Below are 23,794 nucleotides of genomic sequence, written 5' to 3'. Positions count from 1 at the left end.
AAGGTTTATACTTTCATTATAGAAGAAAACGCCGGAAGTTATCACATTATCTGAAAAGCTTTTATTAATATGGCAGCGTACTTGGCAAAATTTCGCCCGTCATCGTATTCACCAGCAAGGTGATTTCTTCCGATCCGGACTTTCCGGTAAACAAATGAGCCGATGTTGCGGTAAAGGGATTCCAGGAATCGTTTTCAAGCGGTACGAGAATCGATTCCAGTTCTTCTAGATCATAGCTGTTGTGAATCTTCTGTTCGGCTTCGTCATACGTTAATGCCGGGAGCGAGAAGTAAACGGCAGGAACCAGGAGGATCAGCAACACTATATAAGGTAGGATACGCTTTTCCGTCAGTAAATATTTAAAGAAAATGACGTGGAGTACCAACAACATCATGATTACGTTTAACGGCATCACATTTCGGTAAACTGTCTGGTCTACATACATCATTACAAAAAAGAGCAGCAGCGAAATGATGATTTCTGTCAGATAGTACTTCATTTGTTTTCCTCCCTCCTTTTTAACTGCCCTGTTTCGGGTGTCGTAAAGATACTTAGCAAAACTCCCAGCCCTATAAATAGAAAGCTGAAGAACGCTGAAAGACGAAAAATCTCGTGATGGGAAAAGCCCAAAACATGGATTAACCCTCCGAAGCAGAGAAAAATCCCGAAAAAGAAACTAGCATCACTCATTCTTTTAGCTATCTCCACTGTTTCGTCCCTCCCTTGGTTTTATATGTATTAGAGAACCCAAAAAGCATATCCAATAATGGAGGCAATCAGGATGCCGGACTGTCCCCAGATCATCTTGTTGCTCACCCCTGCTTTTCGTTCCAAATAATAAACGTAGTTCACCACGACAATAATTCCGATCAAGATTATCATTACCCGTGCAGAACTATCTTCCACTTGGATCAAACTTATACCTCCCAGCGCAACCAAAATCATGCCGAACGTGGCAAAAATCATGTAGATGATGGAAACGCCGGAATCTTTCTCAGACATTATAACTCCCCCTTAAGTTTCAACAGTTTCACATGCTGCTTAATTATTGCCAGGCTATTTAATGCCAGTTTTATCTTCTGCTTATAAGCCATTCCTATTTCCCTTCTTGCTTAGTATACGACAGAACTGCTATGGTGTTTCACTTTTTCCAAAATTAGGATTTCGATATTTAATATTTTAATAATTGCCGCGGCTTGATGATATTGCTTTATCTTTTGACCTTTGGAAGCAAACATGCGATAGTAGACTAACGACCGTTAGGAAGGTGAAAAAATGAAACAAGTGATTTTGCAAACGGCTCTTGTCCAGTTTGCCAATGAAGGATACGAAGGCGCTTCGCTTGGCAAGATTGCAGACGCCGTAGGCATTAAAAAACCTTCGATTTATGCCCACTACGCTGGCAAGGATGAATTGTTCTTGTCTGCCTTAACATACGCTTTGGAAATGGAAAGAAGCCATTTGGCGAGTTATTTTAGGAGAATGAAAAATGAGCCGCTCGAAGGTTTGCTCCGTGGTTATTTTGAATGGTTTATCGAGGACTTAGAAGACAATGATTATATGAAGTTCATCCTCCGGACGATGTATTTTCCGCCTGCCCGGCTTGAGAAAGAGATCGGCGAGTTGATCAACCCCCTCTTCGACAAAATGCACCGGCACTTTACCCGCGTCATTAGAGAACGTGAACGCCATGAAAACATCCTTTACTCCGATGATTTCTCCAGCTGTGCTTTGGCATTTATCACCGTCATTGAAGGGACCATCACAGAATTGGTGTACAGCGGCGAAGCTGCATACTTGAAGCGGTATGAAGCGGTGTGGCCGATTTTTTGGCGCGGCCTGGTCCGCGCATAAAGCTTCGTTTTTAGTCATTGAAAAAATGTAAAAGAGGTTTATTTATGAAGAATTACAAATTGGTTTTATCTATTTTGCTGTTGAATTTATTTATCGCATTTTTAGGAATCGGCTTGGTCATCCCGGTGACTCCGACCATCATGAACGAATTGAATATTTCGGGGACGGTTGTAGGCTATATGGTGTCCGCTTTTGCGCTGGCGCAGCTGGTCGTTTCCCCGCTTGCCGGGCGCGCCGTCGACAAGTACGGCCGGAAGCCATTGATTGTACTGGGCTTGTTGGTTTTCAGCATATCCGAATTGTTATTCGGCCTCGGGCAATCGGTTGAAGTGCTGTTTGTGTCCCGCCTGCTTGGCGGCGTCAGTGCGGCCTTTATCATGCCGGCAGTTACCGCGTATATTGCGGACATTACAACGCTCAAGACACGGCCGAAAGCGCTCGGCTATATGTCGGCTGCCATTTCAACCGGCTTTATCATCGGACCGGGCATCGGCGGTTTCCTGGCAGAAATCGGCACACGCCTTCCCTTTTTCTTTGCGGCAGGCTTCGGGCTGTTTGCGATGTTCCTCTCGCTCTTGCTGCTGAAAGAACCTGAACGCCAGATACAGGAAGAGAACTTATACGGTGAACAGAAAACGGGATTTGGCCGTATTTTCTCACCCCTATATTTTATTGCCTTTATGGTCATCCTGATTTCCTCATTCGGACTCGCATCTTTCGAGTCGCTGTTCGCTTTGTTTGTAGACCATAAATTCGGCTTTACGCCGCAGGATATCGCCGTCGTCATTTCACTCGGTGCGATTGTCGGAGTCATCGTGCAAGTCGGCTTTTTCGACCGCTTTACGCGCTGGTGGGGAGAAATCCGTTTGATCCGCTACAGTTTGATCGTCTCTACTTCCCTTGTCCTGATTTTGACTTATGTGACAAGCTATTGGGCGATTTTGCTCGTCACTATGGTGGTCTTTGTCGGTTTTGACTTGATGCGCCCGGCAGTTACGACGTATCTGTCCCGTATTGCTGGAAATGAACAGGGATTTGTAGGCGGTATGAACTCGATGTTCACAAGCATCGGGAACATTATCGGCCCGATTATCGGAGGCATTCTTTTCGATATCGATTTAAACTATCCATTCTATTTTGCGACGGTTACCCTTGCCATCGGCATTGCCTTGACCTTGGCCTGGAAAACGCCGAAACAAGTGCCCCATGAAGCAGCGAATTAATTTCGCTGCTTTTTTATATGAAATGAATCTTCGCAATATAAAGAAAGTAACTTGAATACTTTTTTAGAAATTGTCGATATGTTTTAACCAACTTAAGCAGCTATTTCATGTATACTTAGTTGTTGGATATAGAAAGCAAGAGTATGAACGAAGTCTTACTGAACTGCATGAAATTGATTTTACAAAAAAAGAATTTCAGGATGTAAACAATCGTCTGGGTTACAGTGGTCCTCGTGTATATGAAAGAGGCTAGAATATAAATGACAAAACAATCTCAAAAAGCGTTATGGGCTCAAGTTGTAAAAACCGGAATCATCAAGTCGAATTTAATTCCAATGGTGGCCGGATTGATGCTCGCTTTGTACACCTATCAATACAGCTTTACTGAGAACATCGCGAACATCCTACTGGCGTTTACAGGAACTGCGGCTATTATTGCAGCTTCGGGAGCTTTCAACAATATTTACGACCGCGACATTGATGTCTTGATGGCCCGTACTAAAGTACGCCCTACGGTGACCGGATCCATTTCAATTAAACGGGTAGCGTCAGCTGCTGTTCTGCTGTTGCTTATCGGGCTTGCCTTATTGTATTTTGCATCTCCCTTGGCGTCGTTCCTAGGATTTTTAGGAGTCTTTTTTTACGTCATACCTTATACGATGTGGACCAAGCGCCACACGATCTGGAATACAGAAGTAGGCAGCATTTCCGGTGCCATTCCGCCTTTAATCGGCTGGGCTGCCGTGGCTCCTGACATCTGGCACCCTGCATGCTGGGCATTATTTTTGATCATGGTGATCTGGCAAATGCCTCATTTTTATGCCATCGCCATCCGCAAAAAAGAAGATTATGCGGCGGCAAGCATTCCGATGCTTCCCGTCGTCAAAAGCGCAAAACGCACTTACATCCAAAGCAATATCTACTTGGTTCTGCTCGTGCTCTCCAGCTTTTTGTTCCTGCCTTTAAGCCTTGGCTTGACTTTGATGTCCCTGATCTTAGGATTGATTTGGCTGGGACTGAGTTTGTTTGGCTCACGCAGCATGAAGATAGAAGTTTGGGCAAATAAAATGTTCTTATTTTCCCTGGTCCATATGATGATGATTTTCTCTACGGTGATTATTTATTCTTCGATTGGGCTTCTGCTGAACGCATTGTAATACTTTGCACATAAACATAAGAAACCCCTCACAAAATTAATTGTGAGGGGTTTTTTATGCTGATTTCTCGGCAGTTTTTGTTTTCGTAAACAGTGTAATGATAAATGCAGCGATTGCGAGAATCATCATAAAGTAATACGCATCACTTGTACCCGAAGCCGTTGCCATTTCCAGAATATCTGCAGCCTGGAAATCCGGCATTTCAAGGGTCAGTTCTGACGCATAATTCGATGTCTGCGTACTGAATACTGTAATGACAATAGCCGTTCCGATAGATCCGGCAATTTGGCGGACTGTATTATTGACTGCCGTACCATGCGTAATCAACTCTTTCGGCAATGCGTTCAGCCCTGCAGTATTCAGCGGCATGGTGATGAAGCTCAAGCCGATTCTTAAGAACACCGTCCGGATCATCAAGAATAAATATGTGGTATCACTGGATAAATCCGTGATGACCCACATCGACGGAATGATGAACAACAAGCCGATGATGAACAGCGGCTTCGCTCCAAAGCGGTCAAATAGCCGGCCGGTAACAGGGGACAGAAACGCATTAATGATTGCTCCCGGCAATAACAGGAGACCAGCATCAAATGCTGTAAAGCCGCGACCGTCCTGCAGATAGATCGGCAGCAGCGTCATGTCCGCATACATCATCATCGTCACCAGAATATTGATCAGTGATGTCATTGTGAAAGTGCGGTTTTTGAATACAGCAAGGTTCAGCAATGGATCTGCCGATTTGATTTGCCGCAAACAAAACAGCACGATAATCGCTGCTCCGGCAATGGCAGACGCCAGAACAATGGCATCGTTCCAGCCGTCGCGTCCCGCTGTGCTGACGCCGTAAAGCACGAGGCCGAAACCGAAAGTCGATAAAATAACGCTTGTTACATCAATTTTCGCTTTTTGCGGTTCCGTGACATTGATCAAATACTTCAACGCCAGTAATATAATGACCACGACAAACGGGATCAATCCGATAAACAGCCAGCGCCAGGAGACATATTCAATGATAAAGCCGGCAAGTGTCGGGGCAATGGCTGGTGCGAAAATAATCGCTAAACCGATCAGCCCCATCGCACTTCCCCGTTTTTCCACCGGAAAGATAAACATGACCACACTCATCATGAGCGGCATGATGATTCCCGCACCCACCGCTTGGATCATGCGGCCAGCCAGTAGAACCGAGAAACTCGGCGCAACAGCACAAAGAATCGAACCTGCCAGCAAAAACAACATGGAGGCGATGAACAGTTGGCGAGTCGAAAAACGTTTCATTAAATACGCCGTAACGGGAATCAAGACGCCGTTCACGAGCATAAATCCAGTCGACAGCCATTGCACAGTAGAGGCTTCCACAGAGAATATGTCCATAAAGCTGCTTAAAGCGACGTTTAGCAAGGTCTGGTTAAGCGTTGATAAAAAACAGCCTAAAATCATAACTGTCAATAAAACTTTTTTGTTAATAGTTGATGCCATATAAAATCCCTTTCTTCATTGCTTTTACAACACAATGTCAATAAAATATATAATAGCAATTCGTTTTAATCCTGCCTATAAACAATGCCGGACAATCCGTCAACTAAACAACAAACCGCCTAATACTGTCGCAGAAATGCCAGATTATAGACAAAGGAGCGTAATATAATGGCACACAAAAAACCGGACCCGCGGGCTCTCCGTTCCAAACGGGTATTGAAAGAGGCCGTCATCTCGATTCTCAATGAAAATCCTGATGTGACATCGTTAACTGTCCAAAAAATAGCCGACAAAGCCGAGTTGAACCGGGCAACTTTTTATCTTCATTTCCAGGACATCAATGATTTGCTGCGTTATATAGCACAGGATATCTTCAACGATTTGTCGCAGACTTTAACCCCATTGCTGGAAGTGAAAGAGCTGAAAAACGAAGAACGCCTTTTGGCATTCCTCGACTATTTCTACCAGCACCGGAAATTGTTCGCCGTGCTGTTTGAAGGGCCCCGTTTTAAAGTGAAGATGCATGAAGTGATTAAAGAGTTTATCCAGCAGCGGAGAAATACGAGAGGAATCGAGAAGTCAGATGATCTTGTGTCCTTGGACCTCCTTGCCGCTTCGCTGATGGGGGTTATTTTGTGGTGGATCAAGGACGGAACTTATTACAGTTCCGAATACATTGCCCACCAAATCAACTTGATGTATCAAAAGAAGCCTTAATCCGATTGGCAAGACATTGCCGACATAATAAGTTCCACAACAAAAAAGCATTAATTCCAACCGGAATTAATGCTTTTTTTTGATCTATTTAAACAGTTGAGCAAATAAACGAGGAATGATCAGCAATACGTCCGTAAATGAAAAAGCGATTTCGGCTTTGTCGAATTTATCCAACCCCTTGGATTGTGAGCGGCCCGAATCATTGTCTGGTGTCATTAAACTCACGGTATCTCCTTGAACCGGCTCTGTGCCATCGGCGAAACGGATGCAAATCGATTTGCACGTGTTCAAGTCAGGCGAATCCATCACTTGAAAATGAATATGCGGCTCTGAAGAGTTCCCTGAATTTCCGCATAATCCAATAAATTGGCCTTGTTGTACTAATTCGCCTTCTTTAGGTTGTATGGAGTTTTGTTTGAAATGAGCCAATAAGCTATATTCGTTGTTTAGGTGCTTGATGACTACATAGTTGCCTGCCGGCTGAGTTTCATCCATTTCACCTGGTACATTATCTTTTAGATGGTTAATCACTTTTACAATTTGGCCGTTCGCTGGTGCTACAACTTCCTGATTGAATGCATAATAATTTTCATTGCGCATCGGATTGTCTTTGTAACTCTGATAATTTTTCATCATGATTAAATCGTATGCGTATCTTTGAGATTCATATAAATAATGATAATTTAAAAATTCATCCTTGCCGCCCCAGAAAACAAACCATTCCTCCTGAATTGGCATCGTATATAAGTTTTGTGTGTACCGCTGATCGCTTTTTGGGAAAGTCAAATACGGTTTGATCAGCAACCTGTGGATTTGATGGACAGAATCAAAAACCACGCAAACGGCTTTCTCTTGGCGGCTATCCAGCCAAACATACTGTGTTTGAAATCCAATCATTGAAGTGCTGTTTATAGCATAATGCTCTACTCCAGCATTGAAGTCTCTGACAAGTTCAGTGAATTGCTGAAGTGAAATCATTTCTTTAAACTCTTTTACACATTGTGCATAAATAGTTTCCGGCTTTCCGTTTAAAAAGGTTTCACCAAAACTTTCCGGTGTTACAAGATCATTTGATAAGCTGCACATAGTTTCCTCCTGTTTTGAAGAGTAAGGATTTCCCCTGTTGCTGCTAATTGCAAGGCCTATACCGGTTTGAACGAGAATAAATCCATTATATTAATTTTAGCATAAACTTCCTTTGTCAAAGAGCAACAAAAAGAAGAAGCCTTAAAATGAGCCTCTTCTTTATTATGCATCTATTTATTTGGCTGCCGTTATAGGCACTCTCGTGTATTGTTTCCCTGTATGCGCCTGCAGAAGATGATCTCCTTTTTCGAACAAGGCATCCCGCAAAGAACTGCCCTGATATTCTTTTTGGACAAGGCCGCGCTCTTGCAGAATCGGCACGACCAGTTCGATAAAATCGGAAAAAGTCCCCGGCGTAATCGCATAGGCGATGTTGAAGCCATCGACGCCTGCTTCATTTACCCATCGTTCCAATGTATCTGCTACTTGTTCCGGGGAACCGACCGTAAATGGCCCCAGTCCGCCGATGCCAACGTATTCCTTGATGTCGTTGACGGTCGGTTTTCTGCCCGGCAGTATTTTGGTGAAGTTCTCCAATGCGGACTGGATGGCATCGTTTTCGATATATTCCAGTGGCTGCTCTGGAGCATAGCCGGACAAATCCACACCCGTCCAACCTCCGAATAATGCCAGCGCCCCTTCATGGCTGATGTGTTTCTTATAATCTTCATATTTGGCAATGGCTTCTTCTTCCGTCTTGCCGACAATCGGTGTCATCAAGGAAAGAATTTTCACGTCCTCTTGATTACGTCCGGCATTTGCAACTTCAGTACGGATTTTTGTGACCGTTTGTTTGGCAATACCGATATTCGGCGGGCCGATGAAGACACATTCCGCGTGTTTCCCGGCAAACGCCACGCCTTTTTTGGATGCGCCTGCCTGATACAATACCGGCGTCCGTTGTTTCGACGGTTCCGACAAATGGGCACCCGGCACTTTATAGTACGTTCCTTCATGATTGATATCGTGCACTTTACCGGGATCGGCGTAGATGCCATTCGCTTTGTCCACAATGACCGCACCATCTTCCCAGCTGCCTTCCCATAACTTATAGCAAACTTCCAAATACTCATCGGCAATGTCGTAGCGTTCGTCGTGCTTGATCTGGTCTTCTTTGCCGATATTCAACGCAGCGCTTTTTAAATAAGAAGTAACAATATTCCAACCGACCCGGCCTTTCGTCAAATGATCGAGCGTCGAAATCCGGCGGGCAAAGGTGTAAGGATGCTCATGGGTGACGGATGCAGTGACCCCGAAGCCCAAATGTTTGGTCACTGCTGACATGAGGGGCACGACAAGCAAAGGATCATTGACCGGCGACTGGGCTCCCTGCCGGACTGCGGCGTCTCTTGAACCGTTGTAGACATCATATGTACCAAGTACATCAGCGATGAAAATGGCGTCAAACTTGCCTCTTTCCAGTAGTTTTGCAAGTTCGATCCAGTATTCGCTGTCTTTGTATTGATGCGACTGGTCTTCCGGATGCGTCCAGAGCCCCGGCGACTGGTGGCCGGCGCAGTTCATGTCAAAAGCGTTCAAATAAATTCGTTTGCGTGTCATAATTTCCCTCTCCTTTGGTTGCGTTGTTTTGACAAAAATAAATAACCTTCTTTTCCCGGAAAGAGAAAAGAAGGTTAAGTATAGCTACCGTCCCGCTCTTATCTCCCAAGAATGAAATCCTTGCTGGAAGTAGCACCTTTCTGACAAATGTCAGAGGTTGCTGAAGCGTCAACGGGCCAGTCCCTCGGCTTCTCTGGATAAGATGTATGAAGTTAAAATAATCATAATATTAAAACAACTAAGAGTCAACAACTAATTTTATAATTCTTATTTGTTTACTCGGGAAAAAGAATTGTCTTTCCCTTTGTTTCTTTTTCCGCTCTTCTATCTTAAAACATGCCTTATGTTTAAGAAGGGGGTCAAAGAGGGAAAAAGACAGTCATGACTCTAAATAGAAAGCAGGTTGGTAATATGGTAAGAATTGCAGTAGAACATCCATTTACAGACATTCAAAAAGCTTTACAGAAAAAAGGGTATCAGGCCGATATGGTCAATCAGAAAACAGACGCAATCCGCTACGATGTAATTGTCGTGCGGAACTCAGACAGCTACGATTACCTGAGCTTTGAAGGTTCTTTAGTAGAAGTCAGCGGCAGTTCGGTTAAAGAAATTGTGGCTGAAGTGGAAGAGCGCCTTCAACGGGCAGGAAAAATCAGCGGCCAGCCGAACGCGGCAAAAGGCAAATCCGGCGGCGGTTTCTTCGCGGGTCTTTTAAGCGGAGCAGCAATTGGATCTACCCTTGCCCTTCTAATGGCACCAAAAAGCGGCAAGGAATTGCAAGTAACGGTAAAAGATAAATTGGCCAGCAGCAATTCTTCAAGCGATGGCAGCGGAAAAATCGCCCAAGTTAAAGAAAAAGCGACTGAACTCGCGACACAGGCGAAAGAAAAAGCGACAGACGCAACAAATCAAGTAAAAGATAAAGTATCAAGCTCTAAAGAAGGCGATAGCAGTAACGCATCTAAGAGCACGACCGATTCAACCGATTCTTCCATGCTTCACTAAGCAGTTTCGGTTTTGAAAATGAATAGTATAGAGGAAACAGCGAAACCACCGATTAGGTGGCTTCGCTGTTTTTTATTTTTCATAATCGTTACGGCTTGTATTTCTCCACTCCACCGTTGCCAATTCGTGCAACAGGATATTTCCTTTTACGCCCTTTCTTTTCGGCAGCATCTTCCCGCCATTTGTTATAGTCCTCCTTATCTTTTATGCTCATTCGTAGTAAGATGAACATAACATTTTTTAATCAGAATATTAAAAACACTTTAGCGCTGATGTCTATTTACGCGAACTTAAAACCATCATAAACGAGGAGGTGCTGTATGCGAAACTGGAGAACGCATATTGAACTGATTGCCGCCGTGGTGTCCGGAGTTTTAATTGTCATCGCTTATCTGCTGGAGACTTCGGGGGTTGCCAGCTTGTCGGCCGTTACCTATCTGCTTGCCTTTGGCATCGGCGGTTATGCCAAAGCAAAGTACGGGTTGAAAAAAACCTTGGAAGACCGAAAACCCAATGTCGAGCTATTGATGGTACTGGCTGCTATCGGAGCTTCTCTCATCGGCTATTGGACAGAAGGTGCCATCCTGATTTTCATTTTTTCGCTCAGCGGCGCCTTGGAAACTTATACCGTCAACAAAAGCCGGCATGAGTTGTCCGCTTTGATGAAAATCCAACCGGAAGAAGCGTGGCTGTTGAAAGGGGAAGAAACAGTCCGCGTCGGCATTTCAACGCTGAAACCAGGCGACAAGCTCGTTGTGAAGCCGGGCGAACGGATACCGGCTGATGGCAAGTTAGTAAAGGGGCATACCGTAGTCGATGAATCGACCATAAGCGGTGAGTCGATTCCTGTATCCAAAGATCCGCCTGATTATTTATTCGCATCGACGGTCAACTTGAGCGGCGCCATCACGATGGAAATGACCAAGCCGAATTCTGACACGCTGGTCCAAAAGATTATCGATCTCGTACAATCCGCCCAAAGTGAAAAACCGCCTTCCCAGCAATTTATCGAACGTTTTGAAGGAAACTATGTCAACGTTGTGCTCGCGGTCTTTGCGCTGATGCTCTTCCTTCCCCACTACCTATTCAACTGGGACTGGAACACCACTTTTTACCGGGCGATTCTCCTGCTTGTTGTGGCTTCTCCCTGCGCGCTTGTGGCATCCATCATGCCTGCGACTTTGGCAGCCATATCGAATGGTGCTAAAAGCGGCATCATTTTTAAAGGCGGCGTCCATTTGGAAAATCTGAGTTCTGTCCGGGCCATCGCTTTTGACAAGACTGGGACTCTAACACGCGGCCGGCCGCAAGTTACGGATTTCGTTCTGCGCGAAGGACTCATTCCTAAGGAATTGATGGAGAAAATTGCAGGAATTGAAAAGCAATCCAACCACCCGCTGGCTAAAGCCATTACGGAATACATCACGGCCCAAAAGATTGAACCGCTGGCCAATCTCCAAATTACGGACGTACCCGGCAACGGATTGAAATCGATCATTCAAGGGGAAGAAATTAAAATCGGCAAACCGGCATTTGCCGGAGAGGATGAAGCCGAAGCTTTTCATGGGGGCTTATTAACCCGATTGGCGAATGAAGGCAAAACCGTCACGTTTGTCCGGGACAGCCAAGGCATAGCGGCAGCAATTGCCTTAAAAGACACCATCCGGGACAACACGAAAAGCACCATTCACGAATTGCAGGAAGCCGGCATTTTTTGCATTATGCTGACGGGCGACAACGAGAAAACAGCTAAAGCCATTGCGGAAGAAAGCGGCGTGGATGCCTATGTCGGCGGCTGTATGCCGGGCGACAAAGTGAAAGAACTGAAGAAACTGATCACCGACTACGAATTCGTGGCCATGACCGGCGATGGCATTAACGACGCGCCTGCACTGGCAACCGCTACGACCGGCATTGCGATGGGCGAAGGCACCGATGTGGCACTGGAAACAGCCGATGTCATCTTGATGAAAAACGATTTATCACGGATCGCTTACTCCATCCGCTTGGCCCGGAAAATGGAGAAAATCGTCAAACAGAATATGTACTTTTCAGTGGGAGTTATTATTGTTCTTGTATTCCTCAATTTTATGCAGTCGATTACCATTCCTTATGGCGTCATCGGCCATGAAGGCAGCACGATTCTGGTGATTTTGAATGGGCTGCGCATGTTGAACAGAGATATATGAAATTCATCATATCTAAATAAAAAAATCGAGCCGCTTTGATTAAAGCGGCTCGTTGGATTGATAAGGATAGGTGAGTTTTTCTTATCTAGTTCTTCAAAAGGATCACATTTCTACAGCCTTGCGGTTAAAGTGGGACAGCAGGAGTTCCCGGTCTTCGGGGTATTCAAGGTCCAGATGCAACAGATCTTTATCTGTTTTCCAGGCAATTTCTTCGATGGCATCGTCCGGATCGTGATACGCTATCTGCCCTTTCACTAATTTGCATTGAAAATATGAGGTGGTGACGTCGTAATCTTTAATGACGGCTTTCTTCGTATGTATGGAGCCAATCGTTTGTACTGTAAAGCCGGTTTCTTCCCATACTTCCCGTATGCAAGCCTGTTCAGGCGACTCTCCTTCTTCAATTCCGCCAGACGGGATGCTCCATTTGCCGGATTCCTTCGCTTTTATCATTAACAGCTTATGTTTCGGCATTATCAACGCCGCTGCACCATTCCAGCTTTTTCTTTGACCGTCCATTGCGTTTCCTCCTCCGAATCCTCATTTGCTTTCATTTAAGAATGCTTCTCCGCCTTGTTCGAGCTCTTCTTTTTCTTATCCATCGCCATTAATAGGACGGTACAAAGGATGGCCGCACTTAAAGTTAAGATAAAACCTTTCGTCATTAGTTCATAAATTAGGACTGCAGTAAATAAGATAATAAGTGCGGTACGATAAAATTGATAATTTTTCATGTGTTTTATCCTTTCTGCAGAAATTTCCGCAGCGCATGGATGTCTTCTTTATTTTTTGCAATGATGACCACCTCATCGCTGTTCACGTCAAGCATGTAGTGGTCATTATAGAAGGCGATCAAAGAGGGCTGCTTCCCTATTATTATTCCTTTTACATATTGAAAAACCTCTACTGAAGAAACTGACTTTACCGTGGCGTAATGCAAAACTGCTTCGGTTTCTTGCCTGTCTAAGTATTCCTCTTTCCAATTGCGGATAACAAATGACTGGTGCAAGGCCTGCTTCTCAAAGAAGCGGGGCTTTTTAAAGCCGTATGGCATATATGATTTAAGGAAGGTCAAATCAATTCGTGAATCCTCTTCAAACAAGAAAGTAATGATTCTCTGCATAAAACCCGCACATTCTTTTAACTCCTGATGCAGGATAACCATTCGGCGCTCTTCTTGCGCTTGAAAATAAGGGCTTTGCTCCGCGGAAAACAAGATGCCAAACTGTTCTTCTATCCTCTTCAATGCATTCTCCCTTCCTGCTTATCAAGAAACACCATTTTTTAGATTCTAAAAAAATACGATATGATAAAACTTGCAATTATTCCCATTATGAAAATCAAAAATATTTTCAGCTTGTTTCTTATTAAAATCACACTTTCTATTCGGAAGATTTAGGCGCTACTCCTTTTTCTTGCTCAGCCTTTATTCTTTCTCTGGCTTATAAAAACCCAGGCATAGTAGATGACTAACGTGAACAATAAGAGCAGTGTAGGTATGATTTGCAGTTCGACAGGAAGAAAAATGGTTAAAAGAATTGCCAAGACACTTATTGGCAAAATCACCGAAAACCAGATCCGCACCCGCTTGTTCTTAAAACTCATCTCGAACCTTTCCATTTCAGCCTCCCTCCTTCAAAGCCTAGCTTGCATCTGCATTGGATGCCTCTCGCTTAAGTATTATCAGCGGTTTTTTGGATATATTTGTAGATGTTCATGATTCCAATGACGATCAAGACAGCCATGCCGATTCCAAAAAATACAGACTTTGCCGTTTGGCCTATGAATTTCATACTGGAAATCGAAACCGAGCCTAACACAAAAAAATAAATGATTGAAAGTTCCAGGCGTTGCTTCATGAGTTCCTCCTTTTTACTAAAAACGACTAGTTAAGCTCCATTCGGCAATTGCGTTGTACTTCGTACTGAATCTACTTCTTTTTAATGGATATTCGTACTATTTTAGATTACCAATAATTCCTTTTATTTCCTACCCGTAGTTAAAGGAAAAACCGCCGAAGAAAAACAAAGTCTGTTTCTCTTCGGCGGTTTATTGGCAATGTCCACTTTTCGCAGCCATACACTTTTCAGTTGCATTTTACTTCATTGACCAAACGCCTTAATGACTTTGAATGGTCCCATCTTGATTACACAAAAACTTCCCGGTTTAATAGCGTCCGGTTTCGCGGATGTTCAGGAAGTATAGAAGACACCAATTTCTTCACAATGGGCTGCTCGGAAGAAAAGATTTCGTCCTTGTCTTGAACCATTTCGACCACTCTTCCCTTATCCATTACTGCAAGTGCATCAGAAACCGAATATGCTGCTCTGATGTCGTGTGTAATAAACAAATACGAAAGGCCATACTTAGCTTTTAACTCGTTCAATAAAGTTAAGATATTTGCCTGGGTGACTATATCCAGACTGCTGACAGGTTCATCCAAAACGAGCATCTTCGGCTTTAGGGCAATTGCTCTCGCAATATTGATCCGCTGCAGCTGTCCGCCGCTGAATTGCATCGGAAATTTTTTCATGTCTTCCGCATGCAATCCGACAACTTCCAATAATTGCGCCACATTCCTTTTCAGTTCCGAAGGAGAAAGTCTCTCATAGTTTTCCAGTGGCTCACTGATAATCTTTTCCGCCGTCATTCTCGGATTCACCGATGAAAAACTGTCCTGGAAAACGACTTGCAGGTCCCTGCGAAAATGCCTTCGGGCAGCAGCCTCCATTGTATAGAGATCTTTGCCTTCGAATAGGATTGTTCCTTTTGTCGGTTTTTCAACACCCAAAATCACTTTCCCTAATGTACTTTTGCCGGCTCCGCTTGTTCCGAGAAGCCCCAGGCACATGCCTTCTCCGATAGAAAGGGATATATCGGAAAGGGCAGGCGCCGCTTTTTCTTTACGGCGAAACGAACGGAACGAGCCATATGTATGCGTCACACCTGCCACTTCTAGTAAATTCATCGTGTCCCTCATCTCACTTTATCGGCCAATTAGTTTATATGACCAGCTTTTCACGTTCGTATTCCATCGGCAACACAGGTCTGGCCTGCAGCAATTTTTTCGTGTAGGGATGCTGCGGCTGATCGAACAATTGGAAGACATCCGCTTTTTCCACAATCCGCCCTTTTTGCATCACTGCCACTTCGTCAGCCAGAGCTGAAATAACACCTAAATCGTGCGATATCAGCAAGATCGAAGTGCCGCATTCTTTTCGAAGCCGGTCCAGTTCTGAAAGAACCTGCATTTGGCTTGTTACGTCAAGTGCGGTTGTCGGTTCATCCGCAATCAGCACAGATGGACGCAGGCACATCGAAATCGCGATCATGACCCGCTGCAGCATTCCGCCGCTCAGCTGAAAAGGGTACATCCGCATTAATTGATCGGGTTCCTGCAAATCCATTGCGGCCATAGACGAAACCGCCAATTCAATCGCCTGTTTTTTTGTAAGAGGTGTATGCGTGCGGATCGTTTCTACAAATTGGCTGCCGATTGTATAAACGGGCGTAAAAGCATTCATGGGATTTTGCATAATATAGCCGATTTCTTTCCCGAGAACGTTGCGCATTTCTTTAGGCTTCAGCCCATTCAGTTCACGGCCATTGAGCTGGATGCTGCCGCCTATCCGGGTGGTTTTTGGATTTAACAGTTGTAGCAGCGCCATACACGTAATGGTCTTGCCGCTCCCGCTTTCTCCTACAAGTCCCAGAACTTTTCCGGGTTTTAAACTCAAATGCAGGTCATGAACGAGGGGCAGCCTTCCTTGAGTTGAGTTTACTGAGATATTTACATCCTTCGCCTGCAGTACGTAATGCTGGTTGTCCATCCAATCATCCCTCTCCACTACCATTTTTTAATGCCGTATTTCTCTGATAAAGATTCACCAACTACATTAAAAGAAATCACAACGAGCAGTATCATGATCCCTGGGTAGAGCATCAATTCAGGCTGGCTGCGGATGAAGTTTTTGCCTTCCAGAATCATGGCACCCCATTCGGGAGTCGGAGGTTGGACGCCGAGCCCGAGAAATGACAGTGCCGACAGGTCCATGATTGCCCATCCCATTTCAAGCGTGCCCATAACCAGAACCGGAGGCAGCACATTTGGAATCATGTGGCGCCTGATTATTTTTCCTGTAGAAGATCCGCTGAAGCGGGCAGCCAGTATAAAATTCTGTTCTTTCAAACCGACGATCATATTGCGGATCATTCTTGCGTAATATACCCATTGAACCATCATCAGCGCCATCACCACCTGCCACAGCCCGGGGCCAAGCAGTCCGACGATGCCAAGAACAAGCACAAGATTCGGAAACGCCATAACGCCTTCGCAAAATCTCATCAATACAGCATCAATTACGCCGCCTTTGTATCCGGCAATTGTGCCAATCACCAAACCGAAACCTAAAGCAGCCACAAAAATTAAAGAAGCAAAGCCTAACGAGACGCGCGCGCCATATAAAAGTCGAGACAGGTTGCAGCGCCCTAAATGATCCGTTCCCAAAGGGTAGTCCAAAGAAGGTGGCGACAGTTTAAATGCCAGGTTCACTTGGATGGGATCATTCGGCGCAATCCAAGGAGCTAAAATAGCGATCAGGAAGAATGCGGCCAGTGTGACAGAGCCAATGAGGATGGCCGCCTGGCTCTTTTTTGCGATTCGTATGCTGGAAATCAAAACTGAGCCCTTCCCTTCATTGCAATGCGTGGATCCATATACATTTGCACAATATCCACAATCAAGTTGCATATGACAAATAAGCAGACAGCCAACATCACGTAGCATTGAATAACAGGAATGTCCCGGTTAAATATGGCTTCTACAAAGTACCGGCCAAAACCCGGCCATGAAAAAACTTGTTCGATGATAATCGTACCGGTCAAAAGTTTTCCAAGGTTCATGCCAAGTCCCGTCATCATAGGAGCGATTGCAATCTTTAAGACGTGCTTGCCCATAATGGCTTTTTCTTTGATTCCCCGCGTCCGCGCATATAAGACGTATTGCTGATCCAGCTCTTCCAGCACACTGGCCCGGAGCAAGCGGGTGTAGACGGCAATCAATGCCAGGGACAAAGTGAGACTGGGCAGGATAAAATGCTGCCACGTCCCTTTCCCTTCCACCGGAAACAAATCCAGTTTGACGGAAAAGAGAAAAATCAATAGGTACCCCAGCCAGAACTGAGGGATGGAAGCACCTAAAAAAGAAAGCAGCCTGCTAAAATGATCGATCGCCCCGTTTTTGTATACCGCTGACAAAAAGCCGAGCGGTATGCTGATGGCAATGGCCAACAGTATACTGCTGAGGGCGAGCTGGATGGTTGCTGGCATTCTTGCTGCAATCTCCTGCCAAACAGGAGTATTCGTTACAAACGAATTGCCAAAATCCAGTAGGACAATTCCTTTGACCGTTCGGACATACTGCATCCATAACGGCTGGTCCAAACCGAATTCATGCCTTTTTTCTGCCAGAATTTCATCCGTTGGATGAATATGAGCAGCGGAAAGATACGCTTCTGCAGGATCAACCGGCGAAAGGCGGATGAGTAAGAACATCAGAAAAATGGCAAAGAGAACGATGGGGATGACAGCAAGGAGCCGTTTTGTAATATAGGTTGCCATGACTTGTCCTCCCCGCAGTTACTTGCTGGATTTCATTTCGTTGAAAGGGTGTTCATCCCGGTTTGCCGGGAAGATAAATTCTTCCACATCGTTTTGATAAATGACCGACTTTTTAATATAGGAGATGGGCACAAAAACAGATTGTTCCTGTAAGGTTCCAAGAATCGAACTGTATAATTGCTGGCGCTTCGCTTCATCCGTAGACCCCAACGTTTCTTTTATTTGCTGGTCCAAATCCGATTTCATCGGCAAGTTCGAATGGGCTTCTGCAATGCCCCATCCTTTTTCTGCTACAACATTGATGAACGAATGCGGATCGTAAGGTGCACCGTAGTTGTACCAGAAATCGACATCAAAATCTCCGGCTTTCCGGCGTTCGATTTGAGTGGTCAATTCAAGCCCGCTAATATTCAGCTTAATGCCGAGTGCTGACCATTCGGCCTGCAATGTTTCAGCCATCGCTTTTTGAATAGGATCGGTCTTGTCGTAGATTAATTCCAATTCGAGAGGCTGGCCGTCCTTTTCACGGACTGCTTTTCCGGCAGGCAGCTTCCAGCCTGCTTCTTCCAGGTATTCCGCAGCTTTTTCCACATCGTAGTCAAATGGTTCTACTTCAAGATCCGTATACGGGAAATTTGTCGATAGGATATTGTCCGCTTTTTCTTCCAAACCCAATGTGACGCCTTCGACCATCGCCTGTTTGTTGAAACCGTGCTGAAGAGCTTTCCGCACCCGCAAATCGGCCAATTTTTCATTTGTTGTATTTAACAGCAAGCTTCTTGTTCCGACTGGTTCGGAAAGAGCGGTTTGGTATTCACCGGATTCTTTCAACTGATTAAAGGAATCCATGCTGATGACGCCTTCGCCGTAAATCAAATCCATATCGCCTTTTTCAAATGCCAGAACCCGGGTTTCAGCATCGGGGATAATTTTGATTTTCACTTCTTCAAGCTCTGGGCTTTCTCCCCAATAATCGGGATTGCGGGTGAACACCGCATACTCGTCTTTTTTATAATCCTTCAGCATCCATGGTCCTGTACCGACAGGCTCGGTGATGCCTTTAGATGTGTCGCCGTCTTCCGGAAATCCAGCTTCGCCCAGGAATCGCACCGGACGAACAACAGCCAGATCCTGAAGTGCCGGATAGTACGGCTCTTTTAGCACCATCTTAAAAGTCTGATCGTCAACGGCTTCGGTTCCTTCCAACACATTGATCACGCCAAGCCAACTGTGGGAACTTGAATTTTTCATAATTGCATCGAAGTTCTTTTTGACTACAGCTGCTGTAAGCTCCGAGCCGTCTGTAAACTTAACGTTTTCACGAATCTTAAAAGTGTATTCTAACCCGTCATCGGAAATCGTCCAGGATTCTGCCAGATGCGGCTGAATTTCTCCGCCTTCATTATAGCTGACCAGCGGTTCATAAATCATTGATTGGGCCAATAGCTGCGATGGGTTGTAGACATGGGGATTCATCGTGCCGATATCCCTTGGCCAGGAGATTGTGATGGAATTGTCTGCTGAAGCTCCACTAGCAGATTCGGCTTTATTGTCCGAACAGCCTCCTAGTATAATCGCTATCGCTAAGCTTATTGCCGCTGCTAAAAATTTTCCAGACTTATTCATGATTATGTAATTCCCCTCTTCTCATTGATAATGATTATCAATATCATTATTGTTACTATAGTTTTCTAAGCTTTCGTTGTCAATACATTTCCTGAGAGCCTGAACTATAAAATAATAAAAGCTTTTATATAATTAGGAAAATCAAGGGTATTTGGCCTATGTAAATTTTAATCTGCCTGTATTCAAATTTCGCGTTAATAACTATGTCTTTCAATTACTATTTTATATATAACAATATTATTGAAAGCCCTTTCTTCGTTAATCGATAAAGCTTAGAACCAAATATTTTTTTAGAAATCCTCCTATACCATCCATTTAAATGGTATGATCATGGTCAATAAGTTGGATGTTCAGTTGGTTCGCAGCGTTTCTATTTTCCAAAGAGAAATGGAGAGGATAGCTTGAAGAAATTGTTTAGGTGGGCAATTGTTGTATTTATATCGGCTGCTCTTTACGTGATTATATTTAAAGATTCCGCATTAATTTCCAACAGTCAATTAAATGAAGAGCAGCTGATTTGTGCCGAAAACGCTTTAACCTCATATGAGACTGTAACAAATTCGGAAGGAACCCAATTTGTGATTAGACAGACGACAATTTTAGAGATCGATGAATCTGATGTGCCGGTTCCACAAACAGAAGAAGAGTTGATCCAATTAGCCCGAGACATGTATAAACAAGCAGATGAGGGCGACGAAATCATCTATGCAGGCGAATCATCGGCCGACTATGAACAATCAGGCCAAGTGGTTTATCCTTCTGGATTTGTCGAAGAAGAAACACAGTGCAAACCGTAATCTAATATAAAAAGGAGACAGCCATGTGCTGTCTCCTTTTCAATAACCCTCTGTCCAATTACAAAATATCCGCCCAAATTTTAATCGCTGTTCCAAGGATCAAGAGTGCCAATATCCACTGCAAATACTTTGTGTTCATTTTCTGGCCGATTTTTGCGCCAAGCGGTGCAGCCAAAATACTCGCTACAATCATGACCGCTGCGGGTCCATAAAGAATCTGATCCGTCACGATCTTTCCGACCGTCGAACCGATCGACGAAATAAACGTAATGGCGAGTGAAGTCGCAATGGTCATGCGGGTCGGAATCTTCAAGACCACGAGCATAATTGGCACCAAGATAAAGGCCCCCGCTGCCCCGACAATGCCCGCTGCTATTCCGACGATAAACGCTAATCCTGCAGCCAGCCATCTATTGAACGTGACCTCATCAAGCGGGATATCGTCGACTCCTTTTTTCGGCATGAACATCATGATGACGGCAATGGTCGCAAGAATCGCATAGACGATGTTGATCGCCTGTTCTGACAGTAAGGTAGAACCGTAGCCGCCGATAAAACTCCCCAGCAGAATCGCGCCGCCCATATAGGCGATAAGTGTTTTATTGATATAGCCGCTGCCGCGGTATGCCCAAACACCGGCTATCGTCGCGAAAAACACTTGGATGGCACTGATGCCGGACACTTCATGGGCGCTGAATGCCGTGTACCCCAACATCACCGGTATGTAGAGAAGCATCGGATATTTGATGATGGAACCGCCGATGCCCACCATGCCTGAGATGAAGGATCCAATAAACCCAATCAAGAAAATCACGATGATAAAATCGATAGTCATTGCACTTCCACCTTTCGAAAAGAAAAAGGGCATCGAATTGATGCCCTCCAACTCTTAGCCTTTCTTGATCCAGAATTTAAGGACATTGCCTTCTTCTTGAATTTCAAGTAATTCATGGCCGCCGGATTTCGCCCAAGCAGTCAAATCCGCTCTTGCCCCTTTATCGGTGGCCAAAATTTCGAGCACCTGGCCAGATTCCATGTCTTTCATTTCTTTTCTTGTTTTGACGATCGGCATTGGGCAAGCCAAGCCTTTTGCATCTAATACTTTATCTGCGTTCATCGTATTCTCTCCTTTGAGTTTCTGTTTTTTTAGTTGAATTTTTGATTAAGAATTAACGGACTGCACAGCGGTTCGGTCCGATTTCCATTTCGCGCTGAACTTCTTCGTCAGGCGTGATTTTACCCATGTTTGTACTGCGGATATCCTGATAAGCGTTCGGCTGAGGCGGCAGGTTTTTCGTTACCATGTCGCGGAACTCCTGCTCATCTTCGATATTCAATCCGTGGTTTTCTTTGAACAAATCACTCAATTTTTTCGCGACGCTTCCGTCTTCGTTCAACTCCTCCATAATCATGAAGTGAGCCGGCAAGACGATCAATTCATCAGCGAGTTCCGCATAGCGGCTGTAAAGCGATTCACGAAGGTCGCCCACCCAGTCTTCTGCAAGACCTGCAAGGTCCGGGCGTCCGATGGAATCGATGAACAAAATGTCGCCGGTCATTAGGTATTGATCGTCTACGATGAACGATGTCGAACCGATGGTATGCCCCGGCGAGTATAAGGCTTCGATTTTCGCGTCGCCAATAGCGACTTCCAGTCCATTCACCAATTCCGCATAATCGAATACCAGTTCTTCAGCGTCAGCCGGCGGCAAGTAGTACGTTGCGCCAGTCGCTTCAGCGATTGTGCGACCTCCGGAAATGTGGTCAGCATGCAAATGTGTATCGAAGACATGTTTGATCGTCGCACCTTTTTCCTGCGCGAAATCCAGGAACATATCGGTCATGCGGATGGCATCGATAATCGCAGCTTCGCCGCCGGAGATGGCCATGTACGATAAACAGCCTTTTCCGATGCGGACGAATTGGTACAATTCGCCGCCGTTTTTCAAATCGCCGATTTTTACAGGCTCCAGGTGTTCACTCCACGCCTTCATGCCGCCTTCGAGATACGCTACGTCGACACCTTCTTCATCCAGCATTTCTGCGACCATGACAGAAGATCCTTCTTTCGCACAAACGACCAGAATGTCTCTGTCTTTCGGAAGTTCTGAAACCACTTTTTCGACGCCGTCCAATAAATCAAAATAAGGGATGTTCAAATACTGGAAATTACCGCCTTCGATTTTCCATTCGGCGAATGCGTCGCCATTGCGTACATCAAGAATGAACAATGGTTCGTTGTCGATTACTTTTCTTGCTACTTGCTTTACTGTCATTGATTTCACTGCCATCACAATACCCCCGGGTGTATTTTTGTAGTTAAATTTTTTTGTTAAAACCTTTGCCTTATCTCTGCGGCTTTTGCAATTTCAAAAAATGTTACCGCTTTGACGACCTCACTGCCGTTAATGAATGCTTTTTTTCAGGTCCCATGACACATCCATCGTCATTTGGCAGCCGATGAGTTTTTCATCCAGCTCGTGTGCCATTTCGGTCATTTCCGTTATGGCAGGTGAAGTCATCCCCTTGAAGCGTTCTGCCGTAGTTTGTAAATTTTTTAATTATGCGTTGTCCTGTTTAATGTCGCCGTCCCACATAGACATGCCTTCACTGACGTTTTTCACTCGAGTAAAGCCTTTTTCCGCCAGTTGCTTCGCTGCAAAATCGCTGCGATTGCCTGTGCGGCAAATAACGTAGACTTCTTTTTCTGCGTCCAGTTCGCCAGCCCGCTCTTCCAGTTCCCCAAGCGGAATTGAGACTGCGCCTTGTAGATGGCCGAATGCGAATTCTGCCGGTTCCCGGACGTCCAAGACGATGACGTCATCACGCCCAAGCTGTTCCTTCAATTCGCTATTCGTTGCCGTATACGGAAATTTCATTTCTTTCTTTTCTTCGGATGAGTCTGCTTTGCGCAAATAATGCTTCAGTACTTTACCTTCTTCGGAAGAACCAAGATATTGGTTTCCGCTGCTTTTTGCCCAGGCTTTCATATCGGCGAGCGAGCCCTTATCTGTCGCCTGTACTTCAATTACTTGCCCAGGCTCCAAGTCTTTCATCGCCTTTTTCGTGCGCACGATTGGCATCGGGCAGGCAAGCCCTTTTGCATCAAGAATTTGGTCTGTTTTAATCATGTAAGTTCCTCCAATTACCCGCAGGGGCATATTCGTCTTTTAAAAATTATTCGGTCGGACCATTCCAGTCGAGCATTCCGCCATCCATGTTGATGACTTTATAGCCGCGGCTTTGGAGATAATCCGTTGCCTTTCCGCTGCGATTTCCAGATCGGCATACCATGATGTGTTCTTGCGATTTGTCGATATCCTGGAGGCGGAACTCAATAAGCCCTAAAGGAATATGAACTGCGCCCGGAATTTTTCCTGCCATAACTTCCTCTGTTTCACGTACATCAATAATGGAGACATCTTTGTTGTTTTTCATATATTCCTGTACTTCTTGTGTAGTCATTCGGTTCATCGTTT

General features: G+C 44.9%; 27 protein-coding genes and 1 riboswitch. Of the genes, 7 read left to right on the top strand and 20 right to left on the bottom strand.

Features of this window, described 5'->3' with window-relative positions; all coding sequences use genetic code 11:
* Nucleotides 1–64: 64 nt before the first annotated feature.
* The gene (locus tag HU147_RS11300; protein WP_224076331.1) at nt 65–499 is read right to left on the bottom strand and encodes a hypothetical protein; all 435 of its coding nucleotides are present in this window, start codon (nt 497–499) and stop codon (nt 65–67) included.
* A gap of 239 nt (nt 500–738) precedes the next feature.
* On the bottom strand, nt 739–1,002 hold the full coding sequence (locus HU147_RS11295) for a hypothetical protein (protein WP_224076330.1): 264 nt from the start codon (nt 1,000–1,002) through the stop codon (nt 739–741).
* Between the two features lie 273 nt (nt 1,003–1,275).
* Between HU147_RS11295 and HU147_RS11290 the strand changes: the two genes are divergently transcribed.
* The 3 genes from HU147_RS11290 to cyoE all read left to right on the top strand — a co-directional run bounded on the left by HU147_RS11290 (nt 1,276) and on the right by cyoE (nt 4,234).
* Nucleotides 1,276–1,854, top strand: a complete 579-nt coding sequence (locus tag HU147_RS11290; protein ID WP_224076329.1) for a TetR/AcrR family transcriptional regulator — start codon at nt 1,276–1,278, stop codon at nt 1,852–1,854.
* Nucleotides 1,855–1,898: 44 nt separating this feature from the next.
* A complete protein-coding gene (locus tag HU147_RS11285) occupies nt 1,899–3,077 on the top strand; it encodes an MFS transporter (protein ID WP_224076328.1) in 1,179 nt (392 codons plus the stop codon).
* A gap of 260 nt (nt 3,078–3,337) precedes the next feature.
* Nucleotides 3,338–4,234, top strand: coding sequence for a heme o synthase (gene cyoE / locus HU147_RS11280; protein ID WP_224076327.1), 897 nt, complete (start codon nt 3,338–3,340; stop codon nt 4,232–4,234).
* 54 nt (nt 4,235–4,288) lie between these two features.
* Here cyoE and HU147_RS11275 read toward each other — a convergent pair whose 3' ends face one another.
* Nucleotides 4,289–5,716 (bottom strand): DHA2 family efflux MFS transporter permease subunit, encoded by a 1,428-nt coding sequence (locus tag HU147_RS11275; protein ID WP_224076326.1) that lies wholly within the window; start codon nt 5,714–5,716, stop codon nt 4,289–4,291.
* Between the two features lie 168 nt (nt 5,717–5,884).
* Between HU147_RS11275 and HU147_RS11270 the strand changes: the two genes are divergently transcribed.
* Nucleotides 5,885–6,433 (top strand): TetR/AcrR family transcriptional regulator, encoded by a 549-nt coding sequence (locus tag HU147_RS11270; protein WP_224076325.1) that lies wholly within the window; start codon nt 5,885–5,887, stop codon nt 6,431–6,433.
* A gap of 84 nt (nt 6,434–6,517) precedes the next feature.
* On the opposite strand, the gene HU147_RS11265 is transcribed toward HU147_RS11270, so the two are convergent.
* Both HU147_RS11265 and HU147_RS11260 read right to left on the bottom strand, forming a co-directional pair.
* Nucleotides 6,518–7,519 carry a M23 family metallopeptidase gene (locus HU147_RS11265; RefSeq protein WP_224076324.1) on the bottom strand — a complete coding sequence of 334 codons (1,002 nt, stop codon included), beginning with the start codon at nt 7,517–7,519 and terminating at the stop codon, nt 6,518–6,520.
* Between the two features lie 174 nt (nt 7,520–7,693).
* Nucleotides 7,694–9,079, bottom strand: coding sequence for an LLM class flavin-dependent oxidoreductase (locus tag HU147_RS11260; RefSeq protein WP_224076323.1), 1,386 nt, complete (start codon nt 9,077–9,079; stop codon nt 7,694–7,696).
* Between the two features lie 95 nt (nt 9,080–9,174).
* Nucleotides 9,175–9,283: riboswitch (SAM riboswitch) on the bottom strand.
* 207 nt (nt 9,284–9,490) lie between these two features.
* Here HU147_RS11260 and HU147_RS11255 point away from each other — a divergent pair.
* Nucleotides 9,491–10,084, top strand: coding sequence for a YkuS family protein (locus HU147_RS11255; protein WP_224076322.1), 594 nt, complete (start codon nt 9,491–9,493; stop codon nt 10,082–10,084).
* A gap of 88 nt (nt 10,085–10,172) precedes the next feature.
* Here the strand turns inward: HU147_RS11255 and HU147_RS19425 are convergent, their stop codons facing one another.
* Nucleotides 10,173–10,298, bottom strand: coding sequence for a hypothetical protein (locus HU147_RS19425; protein WP_263427825.1), 126 nt, complete (start codon nt 10,296–10,298; stop codon nt 10,173–10,175).
* Between the two features lie 106 nt (nt 10,299–10,404).
* On the opposite strand from HU147_RS19425, the gene HU147_RS11250 reads away from it, so the two are divergent.
* The gene (locus tag HU147_RS11250; RefSeq protein ID WP_224076321.1) at nt 10,405–12,273 is read left to right on the top strand and encodes a heavy metal translocating P-type ATPase; all 1,869 of its coding nucleotides are present in this window, start codon (nt 10,405–10,407) and stop codon (nt 12,271–12,273) included.
* A 102-nt stretch (nt 12,274–12,375) separates the two neighbouring features.
* On the opposite strand, the gene HU147_RS11245 is transcribed toward HU147_RS11250, so the two are convergent.
* From HU147_RS11245 to nikA, 8 genes are all read right to left on the bottom strand, one after another.
* Nucleotides 12,376–12,792 (bottom strand): NUDIX hydrolase, encoded by a 417-nt coding sequence (locus HU147_RS11245; protein ID WP_224076320.1) that lies wholly within the window; start codon nt 12,790–12,792, stop codon nt 12,376–12,378.
* A gap of 220 nt (nt 12,793–13,012) precedes the next feature.
* The gene (locus HU147_RS11240) at nt 13,013–13,438 is read right to left on the bottom strand and encodes a hypothetical protein (RefSeq protein WP_224076319.1); all 426 of its coding nucleotides are present in this window, start codon (nt 13,436–13,438) and stop codon (nt 13,013–13,015) included.
* 508 nt (nt 13,439–13,946) lie between these two features.
* Complete coding sequence (locus HU147_RS11235; RefSeq protein WP_224076318.1) at nt 13,947–14,132, bottom strand: hypothetical protein; 186 nt, start codon at nt 14,130–14,132, stop codon at nt 13,947–13,949.
* A gap of 287 nt (nt 14,133–14,419) precedes the next feature.
* Nucleotides 14,420–15,241 carry a nickel import ATP-binding protein NikE gene (gene nikE, locus HU147_RS11230; RefSeq protein WP_224076317.1) on the bottom strand — a complete coding sequence of 274 codons (822 nt, stop codon included), beginning with the start codon at nt 15,239–15,241 and terminating at the stop codon, nt 14,420–14,422.
* 34 nt (nt 15,242–15,275) lie between these two features.
* Nucleotides 15,276–16,127 (bottom strand): ABC transporter ATP-binding protein, encoded by an 852-nt coding sequence (locus HU147_RS11225; protein ID WP_224076316.1) that lies wholly within the window; start codon nt 16,125–16,127, stop codon nt 15,276–15,278.
* Nucleotides 16,121–16,951, bottom strand: coding sequence for a nickel ABC transporter permease subunit NikC (gene nikC / locus HU147_RS11220; RefSeq protein ID WP_224076315.1), 831 nt, complete (start codon nt 16,949–16,951; stop codon nt 16,121–16,123). The genes HU147_RS11225 and nikC overlap by 7 nt, the downstream gene beginning before the upstream one ends.
* The gene (nikB, locus tag HU147_RS11215) at nt 16,948–17,892 is read right to left on the bottom strand and encodes a nickel ABC transporter permease subunit NikB (RefSeq protein WP_224076314.1); all 945 of its coding nucleotides are present in this window, start codon (nt 17,890–17,892) and stop codon (nt 16,948–16,950) included. Before nikB ends, nikC begins: the two co-directional genes overlap by 4 nt.
* An 18-nt stretch (nt 17,893–17,910) precedes the next feature.
* A complete protein-coding gene (gene nikA / locus HU147_RS11210; protein WP_224076313.1) occupies nt 17,911–19,518 on the bottom strand; it encodes a nickel ABC transporter substrate-binding protein in 1,608 nt (535 codons plus the stop codon).
* 578 nt (nt 19,519–20,096) lie between these two features.
* Here nikA and HU147_RS11205 point away from each other — a divergent pair.
* Nucleotides 20,097–20,315, top strand: a complete 219-nt coding sequence (locus tag HU147_RS11205; RefSeq protein ID WP_224076312.1) for a hypothetical protein — start codon at nt 20,097–20,099, stop codon at nt 20,313–20,315.
* 58 nt (nt 20,316–20,373) lie between these two features.
* Here the strand turns inward: HU147_RS11205 and HU147_RS11200 are convergent, their stop codons facing one another.
* The 6 genes from HU147_RS11200 to HU147_RS11175 all read right to left on the bottom strand — a co-directional run bounded on the left by HU147_RS11200 (nt 20,374) and on the right by HU147_RS11175 (nt 23,789).
* Entirely contained in the window at nt 20,374–21,150 is a 777-nt protein-coding gene (locus HU147_RS11200; RefSeq protein ID WP_224076311.1) for a sulfite exporter TauE/SafE family protein, read from the bottom strand.
* Nucleotides 21,151–21,204: 54 nt separating this feature from the next.
* The gene (locus HU147_RS11195; protein WP_224076310.1) at nt 21,205–21,432 is read right to left on the bottom strand and encodes a sulfurtransferase TusA family protein; all 228 of its coding nucleotides are present in this window, start codon (nt 21,430–21,432) and stop codon (nt 21,205–21,207) included.
* Nucleotides 21,433–21,484: 52 nt separating this feature from the next.
* Nucleotides 21,485–22,606, bottom strand: coding sequence for an MBL fold metallo-hydrolase (locus tag HU147_RS11190; RefSeq protein WP_224076309.1), 1,122 nt, complete (start codon nt 22,604–22,606; stop codon nt 21,485–21,487).
* A 114-nt stretch (nt 22,607–22,720) separates the two neighbouring features.
* Nucleotides 22,721–22,837 (bottom strand): DsrE/DsrF/DrsH-like family protein, encoded by a 117-nt coding sequence (locus HU147_RS11185; RefSeq protein ID WP_224076308.1) that lies wholly within the window; start codon nt 22,835–22,837, stop codon nt 22,721–22,723.
* Between the two features lie 39 nt (nt 22,838–22,876).
* Nucleotides 22,877–23,446 carry a sulfurtransferase TusA family protein gene (locus HU147_RS11180; RefSeq protein WP_224076307.1) on the bottom strand — a complete coding sequence of 190 codons (570 nt, stop codon included), beginning with the start codon at nt 23,444–23,446 and terminating at the stop codon, nt 22,877–22,879.
* Nucleotides 23,447–23,492: 46 nt separating this feature from the next.
* Entirely contained in the window at nt 23,493–23,789 is a 297-nt protein-coding gene (locus tag HU147_RS11175; RefSeq protein ID WP_224076306.1) for a rhodanese-like domain-containing protein, read from the bottom strand.
* Nucleotides 23,790–23,794 lie beyond the last annotated feature (5 nt).

Origin of the sequence: Planococcus chinensis, from assembly GCF_020071995.1 — a bacterium.
Lineage (GTDB): Bacteria > Bacillota > Bacilli > Bacillales_A > Planococcaceae > Planococcus > Planococcus chinensis_A.
Note: the sequence above shows the minus strand (reverse complement) of the source record. Positions and strands in the feature narration are given on the sequence as shown.

What these genes read in the sequence shown, in the direction of transcription:
- HU147_RS11300 (WP_224076331.1), bottom strand. Translation starts at nt 499, where the DNA reads ATGAAGTACTATCTGACAGAAATCATCATTTCGCTGCTGCTCTTTTTT.
- HU147_RS11295 (WP_224076330.1), bottom strand. Translation starts at nt 1,002, where the DNA reads ATGTCTGAGAAAGATTCCGGCGTTTCCATCATCTACATGATTTTTGCC.
- HU147_RS11290 (WP_224076329.1), top strand. Translation starts at nt 1,276, where the DNA reads ATGAAACAAGTGATTTTGCAAACGGCTCTTGTCCAGTTTGCCAATGAA.
- HU147_RS11285 (WP_224076328.1), top strand. Translation starts at nt 1,899, where the DNA reads ATGAAGAATTACAAATTGGTTTTATCTATTTTGCTGTTGAATTTATTT.
- cyoE (WP_224076327.1), top strand. Translation starts at nt 3,338, where the DNA reads ATGACAAAACAATCTCAAAAAGCGTTATGGGCTCAAGTTGTAAAAACC.
- HU147_RS11275 (WP_224076326.1), bottom strand. Translation starts at nt 5,716, where the DNA reads ATGGCATCAACTATTAACAAAAAAGTTTTATTGACAGTTATGATTTTA.
- HU147_RS11270 (WP_224076325.1), top strand. Translation starts at nt 5,885, where the DNA reads ATGGCACACAAAAAACCGGACCCGCGGGCTCTCCGTTCCAAACGGGTA.
- HU147_RS11265 (WP_224076324.1), bottom strand. Translation starts at nt 7,519, where the DNA reads ATGTGCAGCTTATCAAATGATCTTGTAACACCGGAAAGTTTTGGTGAA.
- HU147_RS11260 (WP_224076323.1), bottom strand. Translation starts at nt 9,079, where the DNA reads ATGACACGCAAACGAATTTATTTGAACGCTTTTGACATGAACTGCGCC.
- HU147_RS11255 (WP_224076322.1), top strand. Translation starts at nt 9,491, where the DNA reads ATGGTAAGAATTGCAGTAGAACATCCATTTACAGACATTCAAAAAGCT.
- HU147_RS19425 (WP_263427825.1), bottom strand. Translation starts at nt 10,298, where the DNA reads ATGAGCATAAAAGATAAGGAGGACTATAACAAATGGCGGGAAGATGCT.
- HU147_RS11250 (WP_224076321.1), top strand. Translation starts at nt 10,405, where the DNA reads ATGCGAAACTGGAGAACGCATATTGAACTGATTGCCGCCGTGGTGTCC.
- HU147_RS11245 (WP_224076320.1), bottom strand. Translation starts at nt 12,792, where the DNA reads ATGGACGGTCAAAGAAAAAGCTGGAATGGTGCAGCGGCGTTGATAATG.
- HU147_RS11240 (WP_224076319.1), bottom strand. Translation starts at nt 13,438, where the DNA reads ATGGTTATCCTGCATCAGGAGTTAAAAGAATGTGCGGGTTTTATGCAG.
- HU147_RS11235 (WP_224076318.1), bottom strand. Translation starts at nt 14,132, where the DNA reads ATGAAGCAACGCCTGGAACTTTCAATCATTTATTTTTTTGTGTTAGGC.
- nikE (WP_224076317.1), bottom strand. Translation starts at nt 15,241, where the DNA reads ATGAATTTACTAGAAGTGGCAGGTGTGACGCATACATATGGCTCGTTC.
- HU147_RS11225 (WP_224076316.1), bottom strand. Translation starts at nt 16,127, where the DNA reads ATGGTAGTGGAGAGGGATGATTGGATGGACAACCAGCATTACGTACTG.
- nikB (WP_224076314.1), bottom strand. Translation starts at nt 17,892, where the DNA reads ATGGCAACCTATATTACAAAACGGCTCCTTGCTGTCATCCCCATCGTT.
- nikA (WP_224076313.1), bottom strand. Translation starts at nt 19,518, where the DNA reads ATGAATAAGTCTGGAAAATTTTTAGCAGCGGCAATAAGCTTAGCGATA.
- HU147_RS11200 (WP_224076311.1), bottom strand. Translation starts at nt 21,150, where the DNA reads ATGACTATCGATTTTATCATCGTGATTTTCTTGATTGGGTTTATTGGA.
- HU147_RS11195 (WP_224076310.1), bottom strand. Translation starts at nt 21,432, where the DNA reads ATGAACGCAGATAAAGTATTAGATGCAAAAGGCTTGGCTTGCCCAATG.
- HU147_RS11190 (WP_224076309.1), bottom strand. Translation starts at nt 22,606, where the DNA reads ATGGCAGTGAAATCAATGACAGTAAAGCAAGTAGCAAGAAAAGTAATC.
- HU147_RS11185 (WP_224076308.1), bottom strand. Translation starts at nt 22,837, where the DNA reads ATGACTTCACCTGCCATAACGGAAATGACCGAAATGGCACACGAGCTG.
- HU147_RS11180 (WP_224076307.1), bottom strand. Translation starts at nt 23,446, where the DNA reads ATGATTAAAACAGACCAAATTCTTGATGCAAAAGGGCTTGCCTGCCCG.
- HU147_RS11175 (WP_224076306.1), bottom strand. Translation starts at nt 23,789, where the DNA reads ATGAACCGAATGACTACACAAGAAGTACAGGAATATATGAAAAACAAC.